Raw genomic sequence first — 18,897 nt, 5'->3', positions numbered from 1 at the left:
GCTCAGTCCGCTCGGCCCGCTGCGGCAGCCTCCTTCCCATCGAGCCGCATGGTCAGGCCATGGCGTACATAGTGTACCTGGCTTGCCAGGCGCACCGCGTCCTGGGACAGCCAGCCCATCAGATCACGCAGGCGGCGCTGGGCCGGGTCCATCGGGACGATGCCGCGCCCCACCTCGTCAAGCACCAGCACGCGCCGTCCCGGCGAACTGGCCCAGCCAGTGAAGGCCTGGCGCCAGCGCTGGCCCAGCCGGTCATCGTCAGCGCTTGTTGACTCGTTCTCACGTTCGTTCTCACGTCCGGCCCCAAGTTCGGCCTCGAGCCAGGCAAGCCAGCCGCTGATGACGAGGGTGTCGCCATCGTCGATGGCGGGACCAGCGCCAGTACCGGGGCCGGGACCAGCGCCCGCACCGGGCACCTGTCTCATCATCTCGCCGGCGTCGCGCCAGCGTGCCTCGGGGTAGCGCTCGGCTACCCGCTGACGCTTGCCTGACGCGGTACCGCCGATGAAGACGTGCATGTGATGCCCTCTGCCTGTCGAATGAGTGTCCAGCGCCGACCGGCGGCCTGACCGACGACGCCCTCCCAGAACGGCACGCCCTCGAACTCCCGGCGCAGCTCGCGGATCACCCCGCCGTGGGTGACCACCAGCACGCGTCGGTGGCCGGCCTCGACGGCGGCATCGAAGATGGCGTCGAGGGCCAACGCCAGACGATCACGCAGGTCCTGGGCGGATTCACCACCAGGAGGCGCCAGCTCCCCGGCGCTGTCGATCCACTCCCGGTAGACCGGATCGTCCTTGAGCTCTTCCCAGTTGCGCCCCTCGAACTCGCCGAAGTCGTTCTCGCGCATGCGTAGGTCCAGGCGAGGCTCCGGCCAGCCACGTCCCTCGGCGATATGGGCCAGGGTCTGGCGGCAGCGGGTCAGGTCGCTCGACACCACGGCGTCGAAGCGCTCGCCTTCCAGTTCCAGGCGCAACCGATCCATATCCACCAGGGCGTCGGGCATCAACAGCTCGATATCGCGCTGGCCCTGGTAGCGCTTGTCCAGGTTCCACTGGGTCAGCCCGTGGCGAACCACCACCAGCTCGAGACACACATCAGAAGCCATAGTTCTCCTCCCTCGATGGCACTGCCCAGCATATCGCCGTTGATGCCGTGAAAGGCTCGGATCATCCCCCGGGCGAAGACCCAGGTAAAGCCCCCGCTGGCGAGCAGACCCCCCACCAGCCCGGCCACGTTCGCCCCGCCCGGCGCCAGCAGCAGTCCCGCAGGAACAACCACCAGAAGAGGAACCAGGGCAAGCACCAGGTCGTGCCAGCCAAGGCCCTGCTGCCAGCTATAGGCGAGTCCCTCGGGCCGAGCGGCGGGTACGCCGATCAGCAGCGCCACCGCGCTGGCTCTGGCCAGGGCGGGTACCACGACCAGCCACAGCAGAGCCCCATCGGTCGTGAGCCACCACCACAACAGGACCGCCTTCCAGGCCAGCAGGAACACCAGCGCCAGCACGCCAAAACTGCCGACCTGCGGGTCCTTCATGATCTGCCAGCGGCGCTCGAGCGGCGCATTGCTGCCCAGCGCATCGGCCAGGTCCATCACGCCGTCCAGATGCAGCCCACCGGACAGCGCCACCCACAGCGTCAGCAGCACCAGTGCCTGGATCGGCGTGGGCAGCGCAGAGGTCAGCGCGGCGGCCACGGCCAGCAGCACGCCGATCAAGAGCCCCACCAGCGGGTAGCAACGCGCCGCCCAGCGGCGGTTGGCGCCGTTCCAGTCGATCATCACCGGCAACGGTATCCGGGTAAGAAACTGGATCGCCAACCCCAGCCCGGCCAGTGCCGGCAGCACTCGTGGCCTTAGATCACTCACTCGGTTCTCCTCTACCCAGCCTGTTGCCCGCCCCTGCCCTCACGTCAGCGGTACGTTCCCCCGCCGGCTTCCACTCGATGGTCTGCCCCGCGACCACCTCCACCACCCGATCGGCGCACCGCGCCAACAGCAGGTGCAGACGCTGGAGCTCGCTCAGGTACCAGCGCACCAGGGCGTCCTTCGGCGGCAATTCCTCGTTGAGGTCGTTGGAGACGACCACCAGCGCGATGTCACGTCGGCGAGCGTCCGCGAGCAGCGCTGCTAGTTGGTTGAAGGCGTCTCTCGCCGCAGCGCGCCGGGCGTCACGCTCGAGGCCGTCGGCAAACAGGCGCTGACTCGACCACAGCGTCAGGCAATCCAGCAGCACGGTGTCGCCTGCGCCCACCTGACGCCAGGCGGCCAACAGGTCCCGCGGTGCCTCCAGCGTATGCCAGCGGCTGTCACGCCGGGCCTGGTGGCGCGCCACCCGCGTGGCCATCTCGCCCTCCTCGGCCCTGGCGGTTGCCAGGTACCAGAGCTTCCTCTGGAGCTTGTCGGCGTGGAGCGCCAGCGCCGCCTGTTCGGCCACGTCACTCTTGCCCGAACGCACGCCACCGCTGACAAAGACGATCATCGATGCTCTCCAAGAGACTGGGCGTCGCCGAGCCAGTCGCCAACCCATTCTCCGAGCCATCTGAGCAGGCGATCATTGTCGGCTCGGCGCTGCAGCGCCACGCGAATCCAGGCGCCGTCCAACCCGTTGAAGGTGTGGGTGTGGCGAGCCAGACAGCCATGACGGGCCAGATACGCTAACAAGGCTTCGCCATTGGCCTGCGACGCCTGGCCCGGCGGCCTGAACAGCACGAAATTGGCCTGGGAGTCCACCACCGTCAGGCCCAGATCGCGCAGGCCTGCCGTCAGATAGGCACGCTCGGAGTGAAGCCAGTCGCGCGTGCGACGCGCAAAGTCGCCATCGGCCAGCAGCTCGGGCACTACGGCGGCAGCCAGGCCGTTGACGCTCCAGGCCACCTGATGGTGTTGCAGCGCCCGACAGCGCTGCGGGGACGCCACCAGATAGCCAAGCCGCAGCCCCGCCAGGGCGTAAAACTTGGTCAGCGAGCGCAACAACACCAGCGGCTCGCCCTGCTCCACCAGATCGGTGAGCGGGGCTTCGTCGTCGGCAAAGTCGACGAAGGCTTCGTCAATGACCACCAGGGTGTCGCTGCGCCTGGCCGCCGCCACCAGCGCTTCCACGTCACTTCTGGGAAGGCGCGTGCCGGTGGGATTGTTGGGGCGACACACAAACACCAGATCGACAGCGGCAAGGCGCGCCGAGAGCGCCTCGACGTCCAGCCGGAAGTTATCTCCGCTGAGCTGCAAACACTCGATCTCGATGTCGTTGAGGCGGCATGCCCGGGCGTACTCGCCGAAGGTCGGCTCGACGATCAAGGCGCGGGCGCGACGATAGGCCCGGGCCACCAGGTGGATCGCCTCGGCGCCGCCATTGGTCAACACCACCGACGGTGGCGCTATCCCCAGAGACGCCGCCAGGGCCGCCACGGCGTCCCGATGCTCGGGGTCAGGATAGTGGCGCACCTCGCTCATGGCGCGGGCGAGCCAATCAGCAAGCCAGGTCGGCGGGCCCAGCGGATTGAGGCTCGCGCTCACATCCATGGTCGGTGCCACCGATGGCAGGCCAAGTCTGTCGAGCAGCGCCGCGCCCTGGCCGCCGTGATCAGGCCAGCAAGAGCACTGGCCCTGCGTTGGCGTCTGGCACGCGCTTGTGTCGCTCAGGTGCCGAGTGTGGGTCGATGTCATCGCACGGCCTCCAGCACCAGGATGATCAAGGCCAGCAGTGTCAGCACGCCCGCCGTACCGGCGTAGAGACAGCGAATCGCGGCGTCGATGTGACGCGCCTTTAACGTCTCGGTGGGCGAGCCCAGCCGCGCCCGGTCGCTGATCTGATCGCCGTAGCGGTTTACCCCGCCCAGCTCGACGCTGAGCAGATTGGCCACCATGGCCTCCGGCCAGCCGGCGTTGGGACTGGGGTGGGCCGGTGCCTGCCGGCACGTCGCCGACCAGGCGCCGCGCCTGCGCAGCCCCGGAACCACCGCAGCAAGACACCACATGGCCAGCGCCGTCAGCCGAGCCGGCAGCAGGTTGACCAGATCGTCGAAGCGAGCCGAGGCCCAGCCGAACTCGCGGTAGCGATCATTGCGATGACCGACCATGGAATCCAGAGTATTGGCTGCCTTGTAGGCCAAGGCCAGGGGCGCACCGCCGAGCAGAGCCCAGAACAGCGGTGCGGTGATGCCATCGACGGTATTTTCGGCCACGCTCTCGACGCACGCTCGGCTCACCCCTGCCTCGTCAAGCTCCCGGGTATCGCGCCCGACGATGGCCGAGACCGCGCGCCGCGCCTGATACAGATCGCCCCTTGCCAGCGGTGTGGCCACCGCGCGGGCCGCGTGCACCAGGCCCCGGCAGGCAAGGCAGGTCCACAAAAGCAAGCCCTCCACCACCAGCGCCAGCCAGGGCGAGACGACACCGGCAAGGCCAATCGCCAAAGTGGCCAGCGTCCATGCAAGCCCCACCACCACCAGCGTGAGCACCACGCCCTTGGCTCTGCGCGCCTGCGGCCTGCCACGGTTGAGCCGCGCTTCCAGGGCGCCGATCAGTCGGCCCATGCCGACCACCGGATGCGGCAGCCAGCGTGGATCCCCCAGCCAAAGGTCCAGCACCAGGGCGGCGAGCACCAACACCAGCAACTCGGGACTCAGTGGTGGCAGCGTCATGGGAACCACCACCCCCTGGCCGCGCTGTCGTCATCGACTCTCACGACGTCTGCTCGCCTCATGCCGACGGGCCACCCTCGACTCCGGCGTCGGCGAAGGTCGCCATCTCGCTGAGCATGGCGCAGGCACTGGCGAGCAGCGGATAGGCCAGGGCCGCGCCGCTGCCTTCGCCCAGGCGCAGGCCAAGCGACAACAGCGGCTCACCGCCGAGTGCGGCCAGCGCCTCACCGTGACCGGCCTCATCGCTGCGATGGCCAAACACCAGGTAGTCGCGCACGCCAGGCGCCAGCCGAGTCGCCGCAAGGGCCGCTACCGTGGCGATAAAACCGTCCACCAGCACCGGCGTGCGACCCGCCGCTGCGGCCAGGCAGGCCCCCGCCATGGCGGCGATCTCGAGCCCGCCCAGACGCGCCAGGGTATCGAGGGCGGTATCGCCAGTGCCCCGGGCCAGCGCCCTGGCGATGACCTTGCGCTTGTGGTCCAGACGCGCATCATCGATACCGGTGCCACGCCCCACCACCTCCTCGGCGGAAAGGCCGGTAAAGGCGGCCAGCAGAGCGCTGCTTGCGGTGGTGTTGGCGATGCCCATCTCCCCCAGGATGACACAGCGGGCACCCGCAGCGCGGGCGCGCTCGACGGCACGAATGCCGACCTCAAGCGCCGCCTCTACTTCGTCGGGACTCATGGCGTCCTCGCAGGCGATATTGCCGCTGCCCGCCCGCACCCGATCGAGCACCACACCCGGCACCTGGTCGCTGGGCGTGGCCACCCCAACGTCGACGACCTCGAGCCGGGCATTGATCTGGCGGGCGAAAACGTTGATGGCGGCGCCCCCGCGGGCGAAGTTGGCGACCATCTGGGCGGTGACCGAGGGCGGAAAGGCCGACACGCCTTCCGCCGCCACCCCGTGGTCTGCGGCGAACACGATGATGGCCGCAGGGTCGACCCGGGGTAACGGCTCTCCTGTCATCGCCGCCAGATCCGCAGCGAGCTTCTCGAGTCGACCCAGGCTGCCGGGGGGCTTGGTCAGGTTATCGAGACGAGCACAGGCCAGGCGGCGGGCCTCAAGGTCCAGCGAAGGAATGCGGCCAATATTGGTGGAAAGAGTTGAAGCAAGGGGCGAGTCGAGGGGCGAGTCAAGCGTCGAGGCGGGGGTAGAAGACGAGGACGAGGGCTGGTCACGCACGGCGATATCCTGATGGCACAAACGCCGCCCGGGCGGCGAATAAGAAAAAGACCGCCCGAGCCTTCCGACACGCGAACAGGCGGGCAACAAGCCGCCGAGCTTAGCAGATCACCGAAAGGCGATCTTCCTTCGGGAACGGATCCGAGATCCAGCGTCTATGCTGCAGGTCGTGCTGCAGGTCGTGCTGCAGGTCGCCTTGCCTCATTCAAACCCCGTTCGAGCCCCGTTCGAGGCCCCCGCATTCATCATGATTCGACAGGACGACCGACGCCGCGCCCGGGTGGGCACGGCGTCGGTATCTATTCATGAAACGGTTCTACTGGTGAAACCGCTCGAGCGTGACCTCAGGCAAAGACGTTGAGACACCAGGTGATGGCGGGCACGGAGACCATGTCGATCAGGACGGCGCCACACAGCGGAACGATGATGTAGGCCTTGCTCGATACCACCTTGTAGTGGTCGCAGACGGCGCCCATGTTGGCGAAGGCGTTGGGCGTAGCGCCCAGGCCAAAGCCGATGAAGCCGGCGGAGAGTACGGCGGCGTCGTAGTTGCTGCCGAGCGAACGAAAGACCACCAGCGCCGCGATGGCAACGATCACCAGCGTCTGGATCATCAGGATCAGCGCCAGGCCAAGTCCCATGCCCTGCAACTGCCAGATCTTCAGGTTCATCATGGCCATGGTCAGGAAGATCGCCAGGCTGACTTCTCCGATCAGATTGATGGCACGCTCGGAGACCTCGACCAGGCGAAGGTGATCGTTCAGGTTGCGCAGCACGATGGCCACGAACATGGCCCCGACGTAGCTTGGCAGCACGATGCCGAGTTTCTCTTTCATGAGTTCGCGACAGGCCAGGCCGATGACCATCACCGGCACCACCACCGCCATGGCCTTCAGTACCCGATGCGGGGTCAGCGTCTGATCATCTTCGCTCAGGTGCTCCTCGTGCAGATCGGCAAGCCCGCCGACCTCCTCGGCCTCGATGCGAAGCTTGAACCGCTCGATCAACCAGCGGGCGAGAGGCGCGCCCAGCAGGCTACCGGTGATGACACCGTAGGTAGCCGCCGTCATGGCGGCGGTCAGGGCGCCGTCGGCACCGAGCGCTTCCGCCTCTGGCCCGAAGGCCGCCGCACCGCCAAAGCCGCCTTCCAGCGAAGGCCCGCCCGCCATCAGGCCGATCAGGGGGTCGAGCCCGATCATCGAGGCGACGCCGATACCGATACCATTCTGCACCAGCACCAGGGCCCAGCAGGTCAACAGGAAGATCACCAGCGAACGCCCGCCCCTGGCCAGCACCGAGAGGCTGCCACCGAGCCCTACCGTGGCGAAGAAGGCGATCATCATCGGATCCTGAACGCTGGTGTCCAGATCCAGCGTCAGCACGTCCATCGATCGCAGTAGCCATACCAGCACGGCGAAGCCGATGCCCCCGACCACCGGCGTCGGTACGCACATGCGCTCGAGCCACTCCACCCGGCGCCGAAGCTGAATGCCCACCATCAGCAGGACCAGCGCCAGCGCCATTGTTTCCGCAGCGTTCAAGCCTATATTCATCTGCCTTCGCTCTCCTTCGCCCTCGAAGGACACCCTCCTGGTGACTCTCGGTGCGGCTACGCCAGGTGTCCGCCCTTAGACTACTGGACAAACATTCAGGCATGAGAGGGGCCTATTTGTCGTGGAGCAAGCTTTTGCTCCCTCTTGTGTCCTCAGAGGTCCGCCCCACCCGAGGGAGGGTCCAGGCAGAAACAGCGGTTCAAACTCAGCCAAGGGAGAAGGTGCCAAGGGCCACGACCAATGACACAGAGGGCGACGACCAACGACACAGAGGGCGACGACCAACGACACAGAGGGCGAGGTCACTGGCACCCTGACAGTCGAGTCGACGATGGCAAAGCAAATGAGACCGCCCTTTGGGCAGGCTCGGGGAAGTTGGTCATGCACAAGCAATGATCGTTTACTATGCTGTCTTGCACGCCCATCAAGGCACACTTTTAGCTGAGCCAGCAGACTCAGCCTTCCTTCCCCCTGGCTCCAGCCCAGCGGACGAGGATCGGAGGAAATACAACGATACCGCCGGCCTTCACGCGCCGGCTGTCAGGACCTGACCAGCAAGCCGTACGTCGACCAGCAAGGAGAGCAGGCCAACACATCACTCCGCTGTATCAATGCCATGTCAATGACATCATTTAATTTAAGGGAACGATCATGAAAGTGTATTCGTCGGCAATACCTTCGCCCTGGAAGGGCATCGTGGCGGCATCGATTGCTGCGGTCGGCCTGGCAGCCAGCATTCAGCCAGCGTCCGCGACCGAAGAAGAAACCTCTTCCGAGGCGTCATCAGACAAGCCCAACATTCTGGTCATCATGGGCGATGACATCGGCTGGTTTAACACCAGCGCCTACAACAGCGGCATGATGGGTTACACCACGCCCAACATCGACAGCATCGCCGAAGAAGGTATCCGCTTCACCGACGCCTATGGCCAGCAGAGTTGTACCGCCGGTCGCTCTGCCTTCATCACCGGTCAGTCACCCAAGCGTACCGGTCTTCTCAAGATCGGCATGCCCGGCGACCCGCTCGGCCTGCAGCCGGAAGATCCGACCATCGCCGAGATCCTCAAGCCGATGGGCTACGCCACCGGTCAGTTCGGCAAGAACCACCTCGGCGATCGCGACGAGTACCTGCCGACCAATCACGGTTTCGACGAATTCTTCGGCAACCTCTACCACCTGAACGCCGAGGAAGAGCCGGAAAATCCCGACTATCCCACCGATCCTGGTTTCCGTGAACAGTTCGGCCCCCGCGGTGTCATTCGCTCTTCCGCCGATGGCCAGATCGAGGACACCGGCCCGCTGACCCAACAGCGCATGGAGACCATCGACGAGGAATTCCTGGCCGCCACCGAGGACTTCATCGAGCGCCAAGAAGCCTCCGATACACCCTGGTTCGTGTGGTACAACACCACCCGCATGCACATCTTCACCCACCTCAAGGAAGAGAGTGAAGGCCGCACCGGACTTGGCGTCTACGCCGATGGCATGACCGAGCACGACGCCCTGGTGGGCCAACTGCTCGACAAGCTCGAGGAACTGGGTGCCGACGAGAACACCATCGTCATCTACACCACCGACAACGGTGCCGAGAAGTTCACCTGGCCAGATGGCGGCACCTCGCCCTTCCGTGGCGAGAAGGCCACTACCTGGGAAGGCGGCATCCGCGTGCCGTTCATGATGAAGTGGCCGGGGCAGATCGAGCCAGGCCAGGTGTCCAACGAGATCCTTTCACTTGAGGACATGTTCCCGACCCTCGTCGCCGCCGCTGGCATTCCGGACATCAAGGAGCAGCTGCTTGACGGTTACACCGCCGGTGACAAGGACTTCAACGTGCACCTGGATGGCTACAACATGCTGCCCCACCTGACTGGCGCCGAGGACGCCGGCGAGTGGCCGCGCGACACCTTCTTCGCCTTCGTCGATGATGGTTCCCTGGGTGCGGTGCGCTTCGGCCAGTACAAGGCACACTTCAGCATCCAGGAGCACGAGGGCATGGATGCGTGGCGCCGCCAGCAGACGCCGCTCAAGGCACCGCTTCTGATCGACCTGCGTGCCGATCCGTTCGAGATGGCGCCGGAAGACTCTTCCTACTACGACGACTGGCAGCTGCGTCGCATGTACGCCTTCGGCCCGGTAGGCAAGATCGTGGCAGACTTCATGGCCACCTTCGAGGAATATCCCCAGCGTCAGGAAGCCGGCTCCTTTACGCCGAAGCAGTAACGCTTCCACCTGTAAGCCGACAGGAGGCCGCCCTTGGGCGGCCTCTTGCCGTTGTGCTCCCCGTTCAGCTCTTGTTCAGCCCCCGTTTATCTCCTTATTCAGCCCATAGCTCTGCTCCGCGTTCGTTCGAGACATCACACTACTGGATATATAGACAGTATTCGACTAGCCTTGCAGGCATGGATCACTATCATGACGACGGCCAGCAAAGAAGCGCTACAGGCCCCTTGAAGGGCCGAGGCGCGACCTATGATCCCGCCAATCGTTTTTCTCCCACCCGAAGCGAACAGGTGGACGACGGCTGGTGGCAAGAGGCAACGCCTGATCGCATCGCCACCGTCACCGCCACCGAGAGCGCCAAGAGCGCGCTGTCGTGGAACCGCTCGCCAGACCTGCCCTTCGATCGCTCGATCAACCCCTACCGTGGCTGCGAACATGGCTGCATCTACTGCTACGCGCGGCCCAGTCATGCCTACTGGGACCTGTCACCCGGTCTCGACTTCGAGACCCGCCTGATCGCCCGCACCGGCCTGGTGGAACGCCTCACCGAGGAATTGTGCAAGCCCGGCTACGTCTGCCGTCCGATCAACCTGTCCGGCAACACCGACGCCTACCAGCCCATCGAGGCCGAACACCGAACCACCAGGGCACTGCTCGAACGGCTGCTGGAGTGGCGTCATCCGGTCACCCTGGTGACCAAGAGCGCGCTGATCCTGCGCGACAAGGACCTGTTGAGTGAACTGGCAAGCCGCCGCCTGGTGCGGGTGATGGTCAGCCTCACCAGCCTGGACACCGAACTCAAGCGTCAACTGGAGCCGCGCACCGCCTCACCCCGGGCCCGACTCAGGGTCATCGGCGAGCTTGCCGATGCCGGTGTGCCGGTGGGCACCCTGGTCTCGCCGGTGATTCCCGGGCTTACCGACCATGAACTGGAGCGCCTGCTTCAGGCCGCCAGGGACGCCGGCGCCAGCACCGCCGGCTGGATGCTGCTGCGCCTGCCACGCGAGGTCGCGCCGCTGTTCGAGGCCTGGCTCGAGGCCCACTATCCTGAGCGCGCCGGCAAGGTCATGAGCCTGATTCGCCAGTGCCGCAACGGCCAGGACTACGACAGTCGCTTCGGCCACCGCATGCGCGGCCAGGGCGTCTTCGCCGAACTGCTCGATCAGCGCTTCCGCAAGGCCTGCCGTCGCCTGGGCCTGTCACGACGTAGTGATAGCGGCCTTGATAGCGGTCTTGATACTGATAGTGAGCTTGATACCGAGAGCTTCAGGCCGCCCCACCGTCAGGGGTCACTATTCTGAGGCTTGTCCAACCTTCGCTAGTCGACGTTTCGGATAAAGCCTCGCGAGACGCCACCGCCTCCAGGCCGCTATGCGCCAGCGCTGGTCCCATTGCCGCCTTCCAACTGTCCCTGGCTGCCGCCGGTGCCACCACCTACGCTACAAGGATCCTCTGGAATAACGACCTACAATTAAAATATAAGGAGTTCTGCATGCGCCGCCAGACCAAGGGCCTGCACGCCCTCTACGCCAAGGATCCCGTGGACGCCGATCGCAAGCTGTGGGGGCGGCAGGTGGATCCCGTCAGCCGTCGTGGATTTCTCACCGGCTCCAGCCTGCTGGCCATGAGCGCGGTACTCGGCGCCAGCATTCCCTTCGCACGCTTCATGCCGGGAGGCCTGATACCCGCAGCCCTGGCCCAGAGCGACGAAGCCTTCGAGATCGAGGGCAAGGAGGGGCTGAGGGTCCTCAACGACCGTCCGATCAACGCCGAGACACCGGCCCATCTGCTCGACGATGACATTACCCCGGCGCGCTACATGTTCGTGCGCAACAACGGCCTGCCCCCGGAGCGAGCCGAGATCGATCCCGCCACCTGGACGCTGGAAATCACCGGCGAGTCGTGCCAGAACCCCACCACCTTCACCATCGCCGAGCTGAAGGAGCGCTTCTCCGAGCACACCTACCAGCTTCAGGTAGAGTGCGGCGGCAATGGTCGCAGCGAGTACGTCCCCGCCGCCAGCGGCAACCAGTGGACCACCGGTGCGGTGGCCTGCCCGACCTTTACCGGGGTACGACTTCGCGATGTGCTGGAGGCCTGTGGCATCGCCGACGACGCCGTCTATATCGGTTACTACGGCGCCGATCGCCATGCCAGCGGCGCCGCCGACAAGGAAGCGATCTCTCGCGGTGTGCCGATGGAAAAGGCCCTGGAGGACGAGTCGCTGATCGCCTGGGCGATGAACGGCGAGGACATTCCCTACCAGAACGGCTACCCGCTGCGCCTGGTGTGCGGCGGCTGGCCGGGCTCGGTCTCGGGCAAGTGGCTCAAGCAGATCGTCGTACGCAACCAGAAGCACGATGGGGCCAAGATGGCGCCTCCCTCCTACAGCGTGCCGGCGAACCCGGTGGCACCGGGCACTGAGGTGGCCAAGGAAGACTTCGTCACCATCCAGTCGATGCCGGTGAAGTCCCTGATCACCTACCCGCGATCAGGGATCGAGCACGCCCAGGGCCAGCCGATGGAGGTGCGCGGCCACGCCTGGGCGGGGGATCTGTCGGTATCCGAGGTACACACCTCAATCGACTTCGGTGCCACCTGGCAGAAGGCCAGCCTCAACGACGCACCCAATCGCCTCGCCTGGCAGCGCTTTACCACCCAGGTCGAGTTCCCCGAGCCAGGCTATTACGAGGTGTGGGCCCGGGCGGTGGACGAAAACGGCCAGTCCCAGCCCATGGTGGTGCCCGGCTGGAACCCCAAGGGCTACCTCAACAACGCCTGTCACCGTATCGCGGTTCAGGTCGGCTGAGGGAGGAGACTGGCATGGGAATTCGTACCACCAGAAGGCATAGGGCGTGGTCGTCGGCCCGCCCGATCTTGATGACCGGCCTGCTGCTCGGCGCGGTGCTGTTCAGCCCCTTTGGCCTGGCTCAATCGACAGGCGAGGCCTCTGGGCAAGCCACAGATGCCCCCCTCGAGACCGACCCGGACAGCGGGTTCGTGATGGCCGAGGGCTGGCAGACGGTCAAGGGCAACTGCACCGTCTGCCACTCCGCCGCCCTGGTCACCCAGAACAGGGGGTCACGCGAGCACTGGGCCTACCTGATCGACTGGATGCAGGAGACTCAGGGCCTGTGGCAGTTCAATCCCGAAATGGAAGCCACCATCCTCGACTATTTGTCGACCCACTACGGCCCGAGGACCGATGCCAGGCGGCAGAACCTGCCCAAGCATCTGATGCCGCCGGCACCACAGGCCAACGAGACCAGCGCAGAAGGTTGAAACAACGGACGCGGTCGAAAGGCGGCTGATCGGCCCGGTTCTGCGACAGCGGAATCGGGCATCGTATGCTCTGACAGATAGTCAGATGCCCTAATACAGATCCTTCAGCGCAGATCCTTCAGCGCAAGTCCTTGAGCACAGTGCCGCTGGCGAGGATCTGCGCCTCGAGAGGCAACTCACGGAACGGCTCGCAAACCGCCTCGCTTTGCCATTGGCGCATGGCGGGCAAGGCGAGGAGTCGCTCGAGGTAGTCGCGAGACGGGCCACCCATGGGCAGGTCGTAGGTTCGCATCCTGAAGGCGATGGGGGCGAAAAAGGCGTCTGCGGCGCTAAACCGCTCGCCGCACAGGTAAGGTCCACCAAAGCGCGTCAAGCCGTCTTCAAACAGTTCGTTCAGCCGATGCAGGTCATCCAGCAACTCGGGCGTCTTTTCGTTCAAGCGTACGCGCAGCGCGCAGTGCATCGCACACTGCTGCCTGAGCGCGCTGAAACCTGAATGCATCTCGGCACAAGCACTTCTGGCCCAGCACCTGGCGTCCACATGCTCAGGCCAGATCCCAGAATGACGCTCGGCCAGGTATTCGATGATGGCCAGCGAGTCCCACACCACCCGTTCGTCATGATGCAGACAGGGAACTCGCCCCGAGGGCGAAAACCGACGAAAGTCGGCGTGACTGTTGCCCTGCTCATCGAAGGGGTGAAAGGCCAGCTCGAAGGGAATCTCAAGCTGGCGAAAGGTCAGCCAGGCCCTCAGCGACCACGACGACGTCTGTCGATTGGCGATATGCAGGACGTACATGACAGCGCTCCCTGGGTCGCTGGCAGCGCCTGTCGCTGCCGGTGACGTTGATCAAGCCGCCAGCGACATCTCGTAGCCGGTGTACTTGCGAAGATTGATCACTCCGGTATCGAAGATCAGATACTGGCCCTTGATTCCCATCAGGGTGCCCTCGACTCGCGGATTCTTGTCGAGGTTATGAGACGTGACCTTGGTGGGGTACTCCAGTACCGGGTAGTCGAAGCGTCGTGGGCTGCCGTCCAGGGGACGGATAGCATCGGCGCCGAAGCGCTCACGTAGATCGCCCAGCCCCGCCGACAGCCTCTCCAGCAGACGGTCGCGCTCTGCGGCCAGATCCAGTTCCTCGACCTGCCCCTTGAGCATCGCCCGCCAGTTGGTGCGATCCGACACCTCGTTCTTGAACAGCACCTCGACGAAGCCAGACTGCTGACGACTGTCCACCTCGAGGATCGGCAACGCCTGGATCGCGCCCTGGTCGAGCCAGCGCGTCGGCATCTGCGTATTGCGGGTGATCCCGACCTTGAGCCCGGAAGCGTTGGACAGGTAGACGACGTGAGGCTGGAAGCAGAACCGCTCGCCCCACTCGGGCTCGCGACAGGTCCCCTCGAAAAAGTGGCACAGCTCGGGCTTCATGATGCAGCTGTCGCACTGGGCCAGGCGCTTGAAGCAGGGATAGCAGTGGCCTTGTCCGAAGCTCTTTTTGGTCGCACGCCCACAGTGGGTACAGGCGATCGCCCCGCTCCACTCGAGACGCAGGGTGCGGCCCAGGTAGTCATTGAGCGGCAGACGGTTCTCGCCGGCCTTGAGGGTGTAGCGCGCGGGGGAGTCGGGTTCGACCCCCATCTTGGACAGACATCCGTGGGCAAGTACTTCAGTCACGACTAGCATCCCGGGCGAGCCCCGCCATGTCTTCGGAAACCCCGGCACTGCTCGATGGCCCACCGGGCCCAGCGCCGCAGGTGCGTTGCTCCAGGTAGCCGATGCGGCTCTCCTCGGGCACATTGTTGTCGTGCTCGTAGCGCATCACGGCTTCCATGCACAGCTCGATCTGCTCGGCCGTCAGCATTCGCCCGTCCGGCCACTTGCGCAGCGACACCGCCTGCTTGAGGCTCTGGTAGATCGACGGCGTCATCTGGGAAATCATTCGCTCGAAGGTCATGTCGCTCATGGCATCGCTCTAGTGAAGACGTGATTTGCGGGAATGATACCAGCCCAGCACCAGCCCCACGAGCAGACCGCCCAGGTGCGCCTCGTTGGCCACATTGCCAAAGCCCACCAGCCCGGCGACGTCGGTCATGGTGAAGACCATCCAGCCGAGCATGAACAGCACCAGCATCTGCGGCACGAAGAAGCCGCTGGCCGGCGCGCGACGGGACATCAACCAGACGTAGCCAAGCAACGCAAAGTCGACGCCCGACATGCCACCGAACAGCACCGTGCCGGTGGCGTACTGGGCCAGGTTGCCGGCAAGCCCCGCCACCACCACCAGCGTCAGCATGCGCAATGGGCCATGCAGGGTCTCCACCTGACGGCCGAAATACCACAACCACATCATGTTGAAGATCAGGTGCATCCAGCCGAAATGCAGGAAGATCGGCGACAGCGGGCGCCATACCTGCCCCGCCGCCAGCGCATCGGGGATACTGCCGACGGCCAGCGCCCCGCCACGGATGCCCACAGGCACGATCGCCAGCCACGCCAGCACCATGTCTCCCCACACAGCGATGGCACCAAACACCAGCAGACACAGCCCGAGCACCGACAAGGTGACCGGATGCTGGCGTAGCAGCGGCCACCAGTGACGTGCCGGTCTCGGCTTCGAGGCACTCGGCGCGGGTATCGCCTCTCCCCGCTGCCAGCGAGTGATCACCTCGGCCAGAGCGTCCTGCTGTTTCGGGTCCATCAGCCACAGTACCTGGCCGTCGTCCTCGTCGGTGATACGGTGTCCGATGCGGTGCGACCAGAGCGCCTGTCGCAGCTCGCGAGTATCGATATCGTGGGGGATCAGCATGACCCGGAACATGGCGTCTCCAGCGCGAAAAAGGGTAGCGGCCCAGAGATGATGGCCTGAAATGACGTTGGCCGGTAGGGGCAGCGGTCACACGCGGCGCAGATGGGCGAAAGGCCCGACGGCAAGCCGGGCATGGCAGGATGTCTTTTTCATCCACACAGAAAAAGTCCGGCGGAGGGGGCCGCCGGACAAGAGCAAGGGATCATTCAAGGGAACACCTACTCAGACGCCGCTTTTGATAAAGGGTTCAGTCGAGTACTCGACTTTAATGTAACGTTTTGTATCAGTCGAAGACGATCTCTCGGGGCAAGGGCCTCGCACGCACATCCCTGGGCACCGGCACCCATACAAAGTGATTGGCGTCGAGGCGGGATTCAAAGCTGTAGCGATAGGCCACCAGTCGACCGAACTTCACCGCGCTGTAGTCGAGACAGGCAATATTCGGTGCCGGCAAGGCCGGGACGCCTTCGCACCAGTAGTGGCCGATGAACAGCGGGGGCTGGTCGGGGCCATAGTAGCTGAGGCTGGCCCGTTCGCTGTCGCTCAACGGCCGGTCCTCGAGGTCTCCCGGTAGATTGTCCGGCTGGAACACCACATCACCCCAGGTGCGAGGGTCTCGTGCCCAGAAGTGGGTCCGAAAGCTTCGTCGAGTGAAACCGTCTCCGGAATGGATGACCGTGTCCCCGGGCAGGTCGATGGAACCGCCGCGGGTCAGGCGCTCGAGGATCCTCGACTCTTCGGTACCCGGGCTCGAGGCCTGGAGCAGGAAGTCGTGGTCCAGACAGCCGTCGGGCCGCAGCTGCCTGAAGGATGCGATCAGGCGGTCGTCCCAGCAGGCGTGGACTACCCGGATGCCGTCGATCTCGAGACACAGGGGGATCTGGCGAAACCACGCCAGGGCATCATCCCACTCCTGAGGGTGGTCATGGTACTGCTCGAGGGTTTCACGAATGATGCGGTTGTGACGCGGTGTATGCGGGCGTAGCCATTCCCTGCCGTGCTCAGGCGGGGCCTTCTGGGTGTACGTCAGGGCATTGATCTCGTGATTGCCCAGCACGATATAGGCCTCGCCCTCTTCCACCATGCGTCTGGCGATGGAGACCGCCAGGCGGATACGCGGGCCACGGTCGATCAGGTCCCCGAGGAAGATCGCCTTGCGCTGGGGGTGACGATAGACACCGCCGCGCAGGTGATACCCCAGCCGTTCCAGCAGCGCCGCCAGGGTGGCGCCGCAGCCATGAACGTCACCGATCAGGTCGTAGCCGTCCAGTCGCCTGCTCACGTCAATCTCCCAGCCTGTTGCTCCAGCCCAGCTTGCTGCGCAGGACGTCATAGAAGTTGTGACCCAGAGGGTGCACCAGTTGAACGTTCTGGGGCTTGCGCCGGATCACCAGAACATCATCGGGCTTGGCCACGGCACGGGTCTGGCCGTCACAGCTGATGTGGGGATAGGTCTGGTTGGTCTCACCGATATGACAGCGTATCTCGCAGCCGGCGTCGATCACGATGGGCCGGCTCGACAGGGTGTGCGGGAACATCGGTACCAGCGTCACCACGTCGAGCTTCGGATGCATGATCGGGCCACCGCCGGACATGGCGTAGGCGGTGGAACCGGTCGGCGTGGCGATGATCAGGCCATCGCTGCGCTGGCTGTAGACGAACTGGCCATCGATGAACAGTTCGAACTCGATCATCCGCACCGCCTTGCCCGGGTGCAGTACCACTTCATTGAGGGCATCGCCGCTGCCCACCAGGGAGTCCCCGCGGTAGAGCTCGGCGTCGAGCAGAAAGCGCTGTTCGACCTCGTACTGTCCGGCCAGCACCTCACCGACACGGGCCTCGAGCTCATCCGGCGAGATATCGGTCAAGAAGCCCAGCCGTCCACGATTGACCCCCAGCACCAGGGTTCCGCTGCGACACAGGGTGCGGGCCGCGCCCAGCAGGCTGCCGTCGCCCCCGACCACGATCACCAGATCACACAGCTCGCCGAGCATGCGGCGACTGGCCTCGGCGTGGCCACGTTCCAGCAACGCCGAGGCGGTACGGTCTTCCACGATCACGTGGTAGCCGGCGTCATCCAGAAAACGAATCAGCCGCTTGAGGGTCTCGACCACCTTGGCGCTGCCCAGGCGCCCGATCAGTCCGATGTTCTTGAACGATTGCATCCACGCATCCTTCCCTTGGCGACCGCTCATTATGGCGAGGGGGGCCTGGCGGAGCAAACCGCGCCCGGCGCCTCAGGCCAACGCATGGCCCAGATCGATGATCACCCAGACTGACGATGAATTAGACCGGCGCCGTCCTGTGACGCCGCTGCCACCAGGCGTTGAGCCACAGCGAACCAGCGATGATGGCGCCTCCCATGGCCAGACGTAGCAGATCAGCCTCGCGGTTCCAGATCACCAGGTTCACCGCAAGGCCAGCAGGAATCAGCATGTTGTTCATGATCGCCAGGGCGCCTGCATCCACCCGCACGGCGCCCAGGTTCCACAGGAAGTAGCCGAGCCCCGAGGCGACCAGTCCCAGCCACAGCAGCACCCCCCACTGCAGGGGTGTCGTCGGCAGCCCCGAGGTGCTTCCCAACAGCGCGAAGGCTGGCAGCGCGATGCAGGCCGCCCCCAGGTAGAACCAGGCGAACACATGGTGGCGAGGCAACGAGGGGGGCAGTGCCGCCGACAGGCGCCGATAGCCGACCTGCCCCATGGCAAAGCAGAGATTGGCCCCCTGCACCACCAGGAATCCCAGCCAGAAGTCGTCGTTGACGCCCTTGTAGCGAATGACCGCCGCGCCGATCACCGCAAGCCCTGCAGTGACCAGATGGAAGGGCGTGAAACGACCAAACGCCAGGTCATCCAGAATGGCGATGTACAGCGGCGTGAAGATGGTGAACAGCAGCACCTCCGGCACCGACAGGAGCACGAAGGACTGGTAGAAGAAGATGTACATGATGCCAAGCTGGACGGCACCAAGTGCCATCAGCGCGAGCTTGTGGCGCAGATCGAGCAGGCCGGGCTTCAACAACGGCAGGAACACCAGCGCCGCCAGCCCCACCCGCATCATCACCGCGAAATAGCTGTCCACCTGACCGGCCAGATAGACACCAATCAGCGAAAACGAGAACGCCCACAGGGCGGTGACCACCACCAGATAGCCCACCGTAAACTCCCACTAGTCAAAAAGGTTTACGGCAGTATACGCGAACACCC

At 64.9% G+C, this 18,897-nt stretch carries 19 protein-coding genes; 4 read left to right on the top strand and 15 right to left on the bottom strand.

Annotated features, from left to right (window positions below):
* Positions 1 to 2: 2 nt before the first annotated feature.
* The 8 genes from NFH97_RS16220 to gltS all read right to left on the bottom strand — a co-directional run bounded on the left by NFH97_RS16220 (position 3) and on the right by gltS (position 7,379).
* Positions 3 to 518 (bottom strand): bifunctional adenosylcobinamide kinase/adenosylcobinamide-phosphate guanylyltransferase, encoded by a 516-nt coding sequence (locus tag NFH97_RS16220; protein WP_349625135.1) that lies wholly within the window; start codon positions 516 to 518, stop codon positions 3 to 5.
* Positions 470 to 1,108, bottom strand: coding sequence for a histidine phosphatase family protein (locus NFH97_RS16215; protein ID WP_349625134.1), 639 nt, complete (start codon positions 1,106 to 1,108; stop codon positions 470 to 472). Before NFH97_RS16215 ends, NFH97_RS16220 begins: the two co-directional genes overlap by 49 nt.
* Positions 1,060 to 1,845, bottom strand: a complete 786-nt coding sequence (cobS, locus tag NFH97_RS16210) for an adenosylcobinamide-GDP ribazoletransferase (RefSeq protein WP_487563941.1) — start codon at positions 1,843 to 1,845, stop codon at positions 1,060 to 1,062. Before cobS ends, NFH97_RS16215 begins: the two co-directional genes overlap by 49 nt.
* 13 nt (positions 1,846 to 1,858) lie before the next feature.
* A complete protein-coding gene (locus tag NFH97_RS16205; RefSeq protein ID WP_349625132.1) occupies positions 1,859 to 2,479 on the bottom strand; it encodes a bifunctional adenosylcobinamide kinase/adenosylcobinamide-phosphate guanylyltransferase in 621 nt (206 codons plus the stop codon).
* A complete protein-coding gene (gene cobD / locus NFH97_RS16200; protein WP_349625131.1) occupies positions 2,476 to 3,663 on the bottom strand; it encodes a threonine-phosphate decarboxylase CobD in 1,188 nt (395 codons plus the stop codon). The genes NFH97_RS16205 and cobD overlap by 4 nt, the downstream gene beginning before the upstream one ends.
* Positions 3,660 to 4,640 carry an adenosylcobinamide-phosphate synthase CbiB gene (cbiB, locus tag NFH97_RS16195; RefSeq protein ID WP_349625130.1) on the bottom strand — a complete coding sequence of 327 codons (981 nt, stop codon included), beginning with the start codon at positions 4,638 to 4,640 and terminating at the stop codon, positions 3,660 to 3,662. The genes cobD and cbiB overlap by 4 nt, the downstream gene beginning before the upstream one ends.
* A gap of 58 nt (positions 4,641 to 4,698) precedes the next feature.
* A complete protein-coding gene (gene cobT, locus NFH97_RS16190) occupies positions 4,699 to 5,733 on the bottom strand; it encodes a nicotinate-nucleotide--dimethylbenzimidazole phosphoribosyltransferase (protein ID WP_502878717.1) in 1,035 nt (344 codons plus the stop codon).
* Between the two features lie 437 nt (positions 5,734 to 6,170).
* The gene (gene gltS, locus NFH97_RS16185; protein WP_349625128.1) at positions 6,171 to 7,379 is read right to left on the bottom strand and encodes a sodium/glutamate symporter; all 1,209 of its coding nucleotides are present in this window, start codon (positions 7,377 to 7,379) and stop codon (positions 6,171 to 6,173) included.
* 651 nt (positions 7,380 to 8,030) lie between these two features.
* Here gltS and NFH97_RS16180 point away from each other — a divergent pair.
* The 4 genes from NFH97_RS16180 (at position 8,031) to NFH97_RS16165 (ending at position 12,881) form a co-directional block, all read left to right on the top strand.
* Positions 8,031 to 9,599, top strand: a complete 1,569-nt coding sequence (locus tag NFH97_RS16180) for an arylsulfatase (protein ID WP_349625127.1) — start codon at positions 8,031 to 8,033, stop codon at positions 9,597 to 9,599.
* A gap of 179 nt (positions 9,600 to 9,778) precedes the next feature.
* Positions 9,779 to 10,900, top strand: coding sequence for a PA0069 family radical SAM protein (locus NFH97_RS16175; protein ID WP_349625126.1), 1,122 nt, complete (start codon positions 9,779 to 9,781; stop codon positions 10,898 to 10,900).
* Positions 10,901 to 11,091: 191 nt separating this feature from the next.
* Entirely contained in the window at positions 11,092 to 12,408 is a 1,317-nt protein-coding gene (locus NFH97_RS16170) for a sulfite oxidase (RefSeq protein ID WP_124803927.1), read from the top strand.
* 14 nt (positions 12,409 to 12,422) lie between these two features.
* Positions 12,423 to 12,881, top strand: coding sequence for a hypothetical protein (locus NFH97_RS16165; protein ID WP_349625125.1), 459 nt, complete (start codon positions 12,423 to 12,425; stop codon positions 12,879 to 12,881).
* Positions 12,882 to 12,999: 118 nt separating this feature from the next.
* Here the strand turns inward: NFH97_RS16165 and NFH97_RS16160 are convergent, their stop codons facing one another.
* The 7 genes from NFH97_RS16160 to NFH97_RS16130 all read right to left on the bottom strand — a co-directional run bounded on the left by NFH97_RS16160 (position 13,000) and on the right by NFH97_RS16130 (position 18,847).
* Positions 13,000 to 13,680: a glutathione S-transferase family protein gene (locus NFH97_RS16160; RefSeq protein WP_349625124.1), complete on the bottom strand. Its 681-nt coding sequence runs from the start codon at positions 13,678 to 13,680 to the stop codon at positions 13,000 to 13,002.
* A gap of 51 nt (positions 13,681 to 13,731) precedes the next feature.
* Positions 13,732 to 14,568 carry a DUF2797 domain-containing protein gene (locus NFH97_RS16155; protein WP_409996284.1) on the bottom strand — a complete coding sequence of 279 codons (837 nt, stop codon included), beginning with the start codon at positions 14,566 to 14,568 and terminating at the stop codon, positions 13,732 to 13,734.
* Positions 14,552 to 14,848, bottom strand: a complete 297-nt coding sequence (locus NFH97_RS16150) for a YeaC family protein (RefSeq protein ID WP_045994422.1) — start codon at positions 14,846 to 14,848, stop codon at positions 14,552 to 14,554. The genes NFH97_RS16155 and NFH97_RS16150 overlap by 17 nt, the downstream gene beginning before the upstream one ends.
* A 9-nt stretch (positions 14,849 to 14,857) precedes the next feature.
* Positions 14,858 to 15,703 (bottom strand): rhomboid family intramembrane serine protease, encoded by an 846-nt coding sequence (locus tag NFH97_RS16145; RefSeq protein WP_045994416.1) that lies wholly within the window; start codon positions 15,701 to 15,703, stop codon positions 14,858 to 14,860.
* Positions 15,704 to 15,974: 271 nt separating this feature from the next.
* Positions 15,975 to 16,961 (bottom strand): metallophosphoesterase, encoded by a 987-nt coding sequence (locus tag NFH97_RS16140; RefSeq protein ID WP_349625510.1) that lies wholly within the window; start codon positions 16,959 to 16,961, stop codon positions 15,975 to 15,977.
* Between the two features lie 13 nt (positions 16,962 to 16,974).
* A complete protein-coding gene (locus NFH97_RS16135; protein ID WP_108132991.1) occupies positions 16,975 to 17,856 on the bottom strand; it encodes an NAD(+) kinase in 882 nt (293 codons plus the stop codon).
* A gap of 121 nt (positions 17,857 to 17,977) precedes the next feature.
* Entirely contained in the window at positions 17,978 to 18,847 is an 870-nt protein-coding gene (locus NFH97_RS16130; protein ID WP_124803933.1) for a DMT family transporter, read from the bottom strand.
* Positions 18,848 to 18,897 lie beyond the last annotated feature (50 nt).

Origin of the sequence: Halomonas sp. SCS19 (assembly GCF_040147015.1) — a bacterium.
Lineage (GTDB): Bacteria > Pseudomonadota > Gammaproteobacteria > Pseudomonadales > Halomonadaceae > Halomonas > Halomonas litopenaei.
The sequence above is the reverse complement of the archived record's forward strand: the minus strand, read 5'-3'. Positions and strand labels throughout refer to the sequence as shown.

Excerpts from the sequence above, each read along its gene's own strand:
- NFH97_RS16220 (WP_349625135.1), bottom strand. The coding sequence starts at position 518 with ATGCACGTCTTCATCGGCGGTACCGCGTCAGGCAAGCGTCAGCGGGTA.
- NFH97_RS16215 (WP_349625134.1), bottom strand. The coding sequence starts at position 1,108 with ATGGCTTCTGATGTGTGTCTCGAGCTGGTGGTGGTTCGCCACGGGCTG.
- NFH97_RS16205 (WP_349625132.1), bottom strand. The coding sequence starts at position 2,479 with ATGATCGTCTTTGTCAGCGGTGGCGTGCGTTCGGGCAAGAGTGACGTG.
- cobD (WP_349625131.1), bottom strand. The coding sequence starts at position 3,663 with ATGACATCGACCCACACTCGGCACCTGAGCGACACAAGCGCGTGCCAG.
- cbiB (WP_349625130.1), bottom strand. The coding sequence starts at position 4,640 with ATGACGCTGCCACCACTGAGTCCCGAGTTGCTGGTGTTGGTGCTCGCC.
- gltS (WP_349625128.1), bottom strand. The coding sequence starts at position 7,379 with ATGAATATAGGCTTGAACGCTGCGGAAACAATGGCGCTGGCGCTGGTC.
- NFH97_RS16180 (WP_349625127.1), top strand. The coding sequence starts at position 8,031 with ATGAAAGTGTATTCGTCGGCAATACCTTCGCCCTGGAAGGGCATCGTG.
- NFH97_RS16175 (WP_349625126.1), top strand. The coding sequence starts at position 9,779 with ATGGATCACTATCATGACGACGGCCAGCAAAGAAGCGCTACAGGCCCC.
- NFH97_RS16170 (WP_124803927.1), top strand. The coding sequence starts at position 11,092 with ATGCGCCGCCAGACCAAGGGCCTGCACGCCCTCTACGCCAAGGATCCC.
- NFH97_RS16165 (WP_349625125.1), top strand. The coding sequence starts at position 12,423 with ATGGGAATTCGTACCACCAGAAGGCATAGGGCGTGGTCGTCGGCCCGC.
- NFH97_RS16160 (WP_349625124.1), bottom strand. The coding sequence starts at position 13,680 with ATGTACGTCCTGCATATCGCCAATCGACAGACGTCGTCGTGGTCGCTG.
- NFH97_RS16155 (WP_409996284.1), bottom strand. The coding sequence starts at position 14,568 with ATGCTAGTCGTGACTGAAGTACTTGCCCACGGATGTCTGTCCAAGATG.
- NFH97_RS16150 (WP_045994422.1), bottom strand. The coding sequence starts at position 14,848 with ATGAGCGACATGACCTTCGAGCGAATGATTTCCCAGATGACGCCGTCG.
- NFH97_RS16145 (WP_045994416.1), bottom strand. The coding sequence starts at position 15,703 with ATGTTCCGGGTCATGCTGATCCCCCACGATATCGATACTCGCGAGCTG.
- NFH97_RS16135 (WP_108132991.1), bottom strand. The coding sequence starts at position 17,856 with ATGCAATCGTTCAAGAACATCGGACTGATCGGGCGCCTGGGCAGCGCC.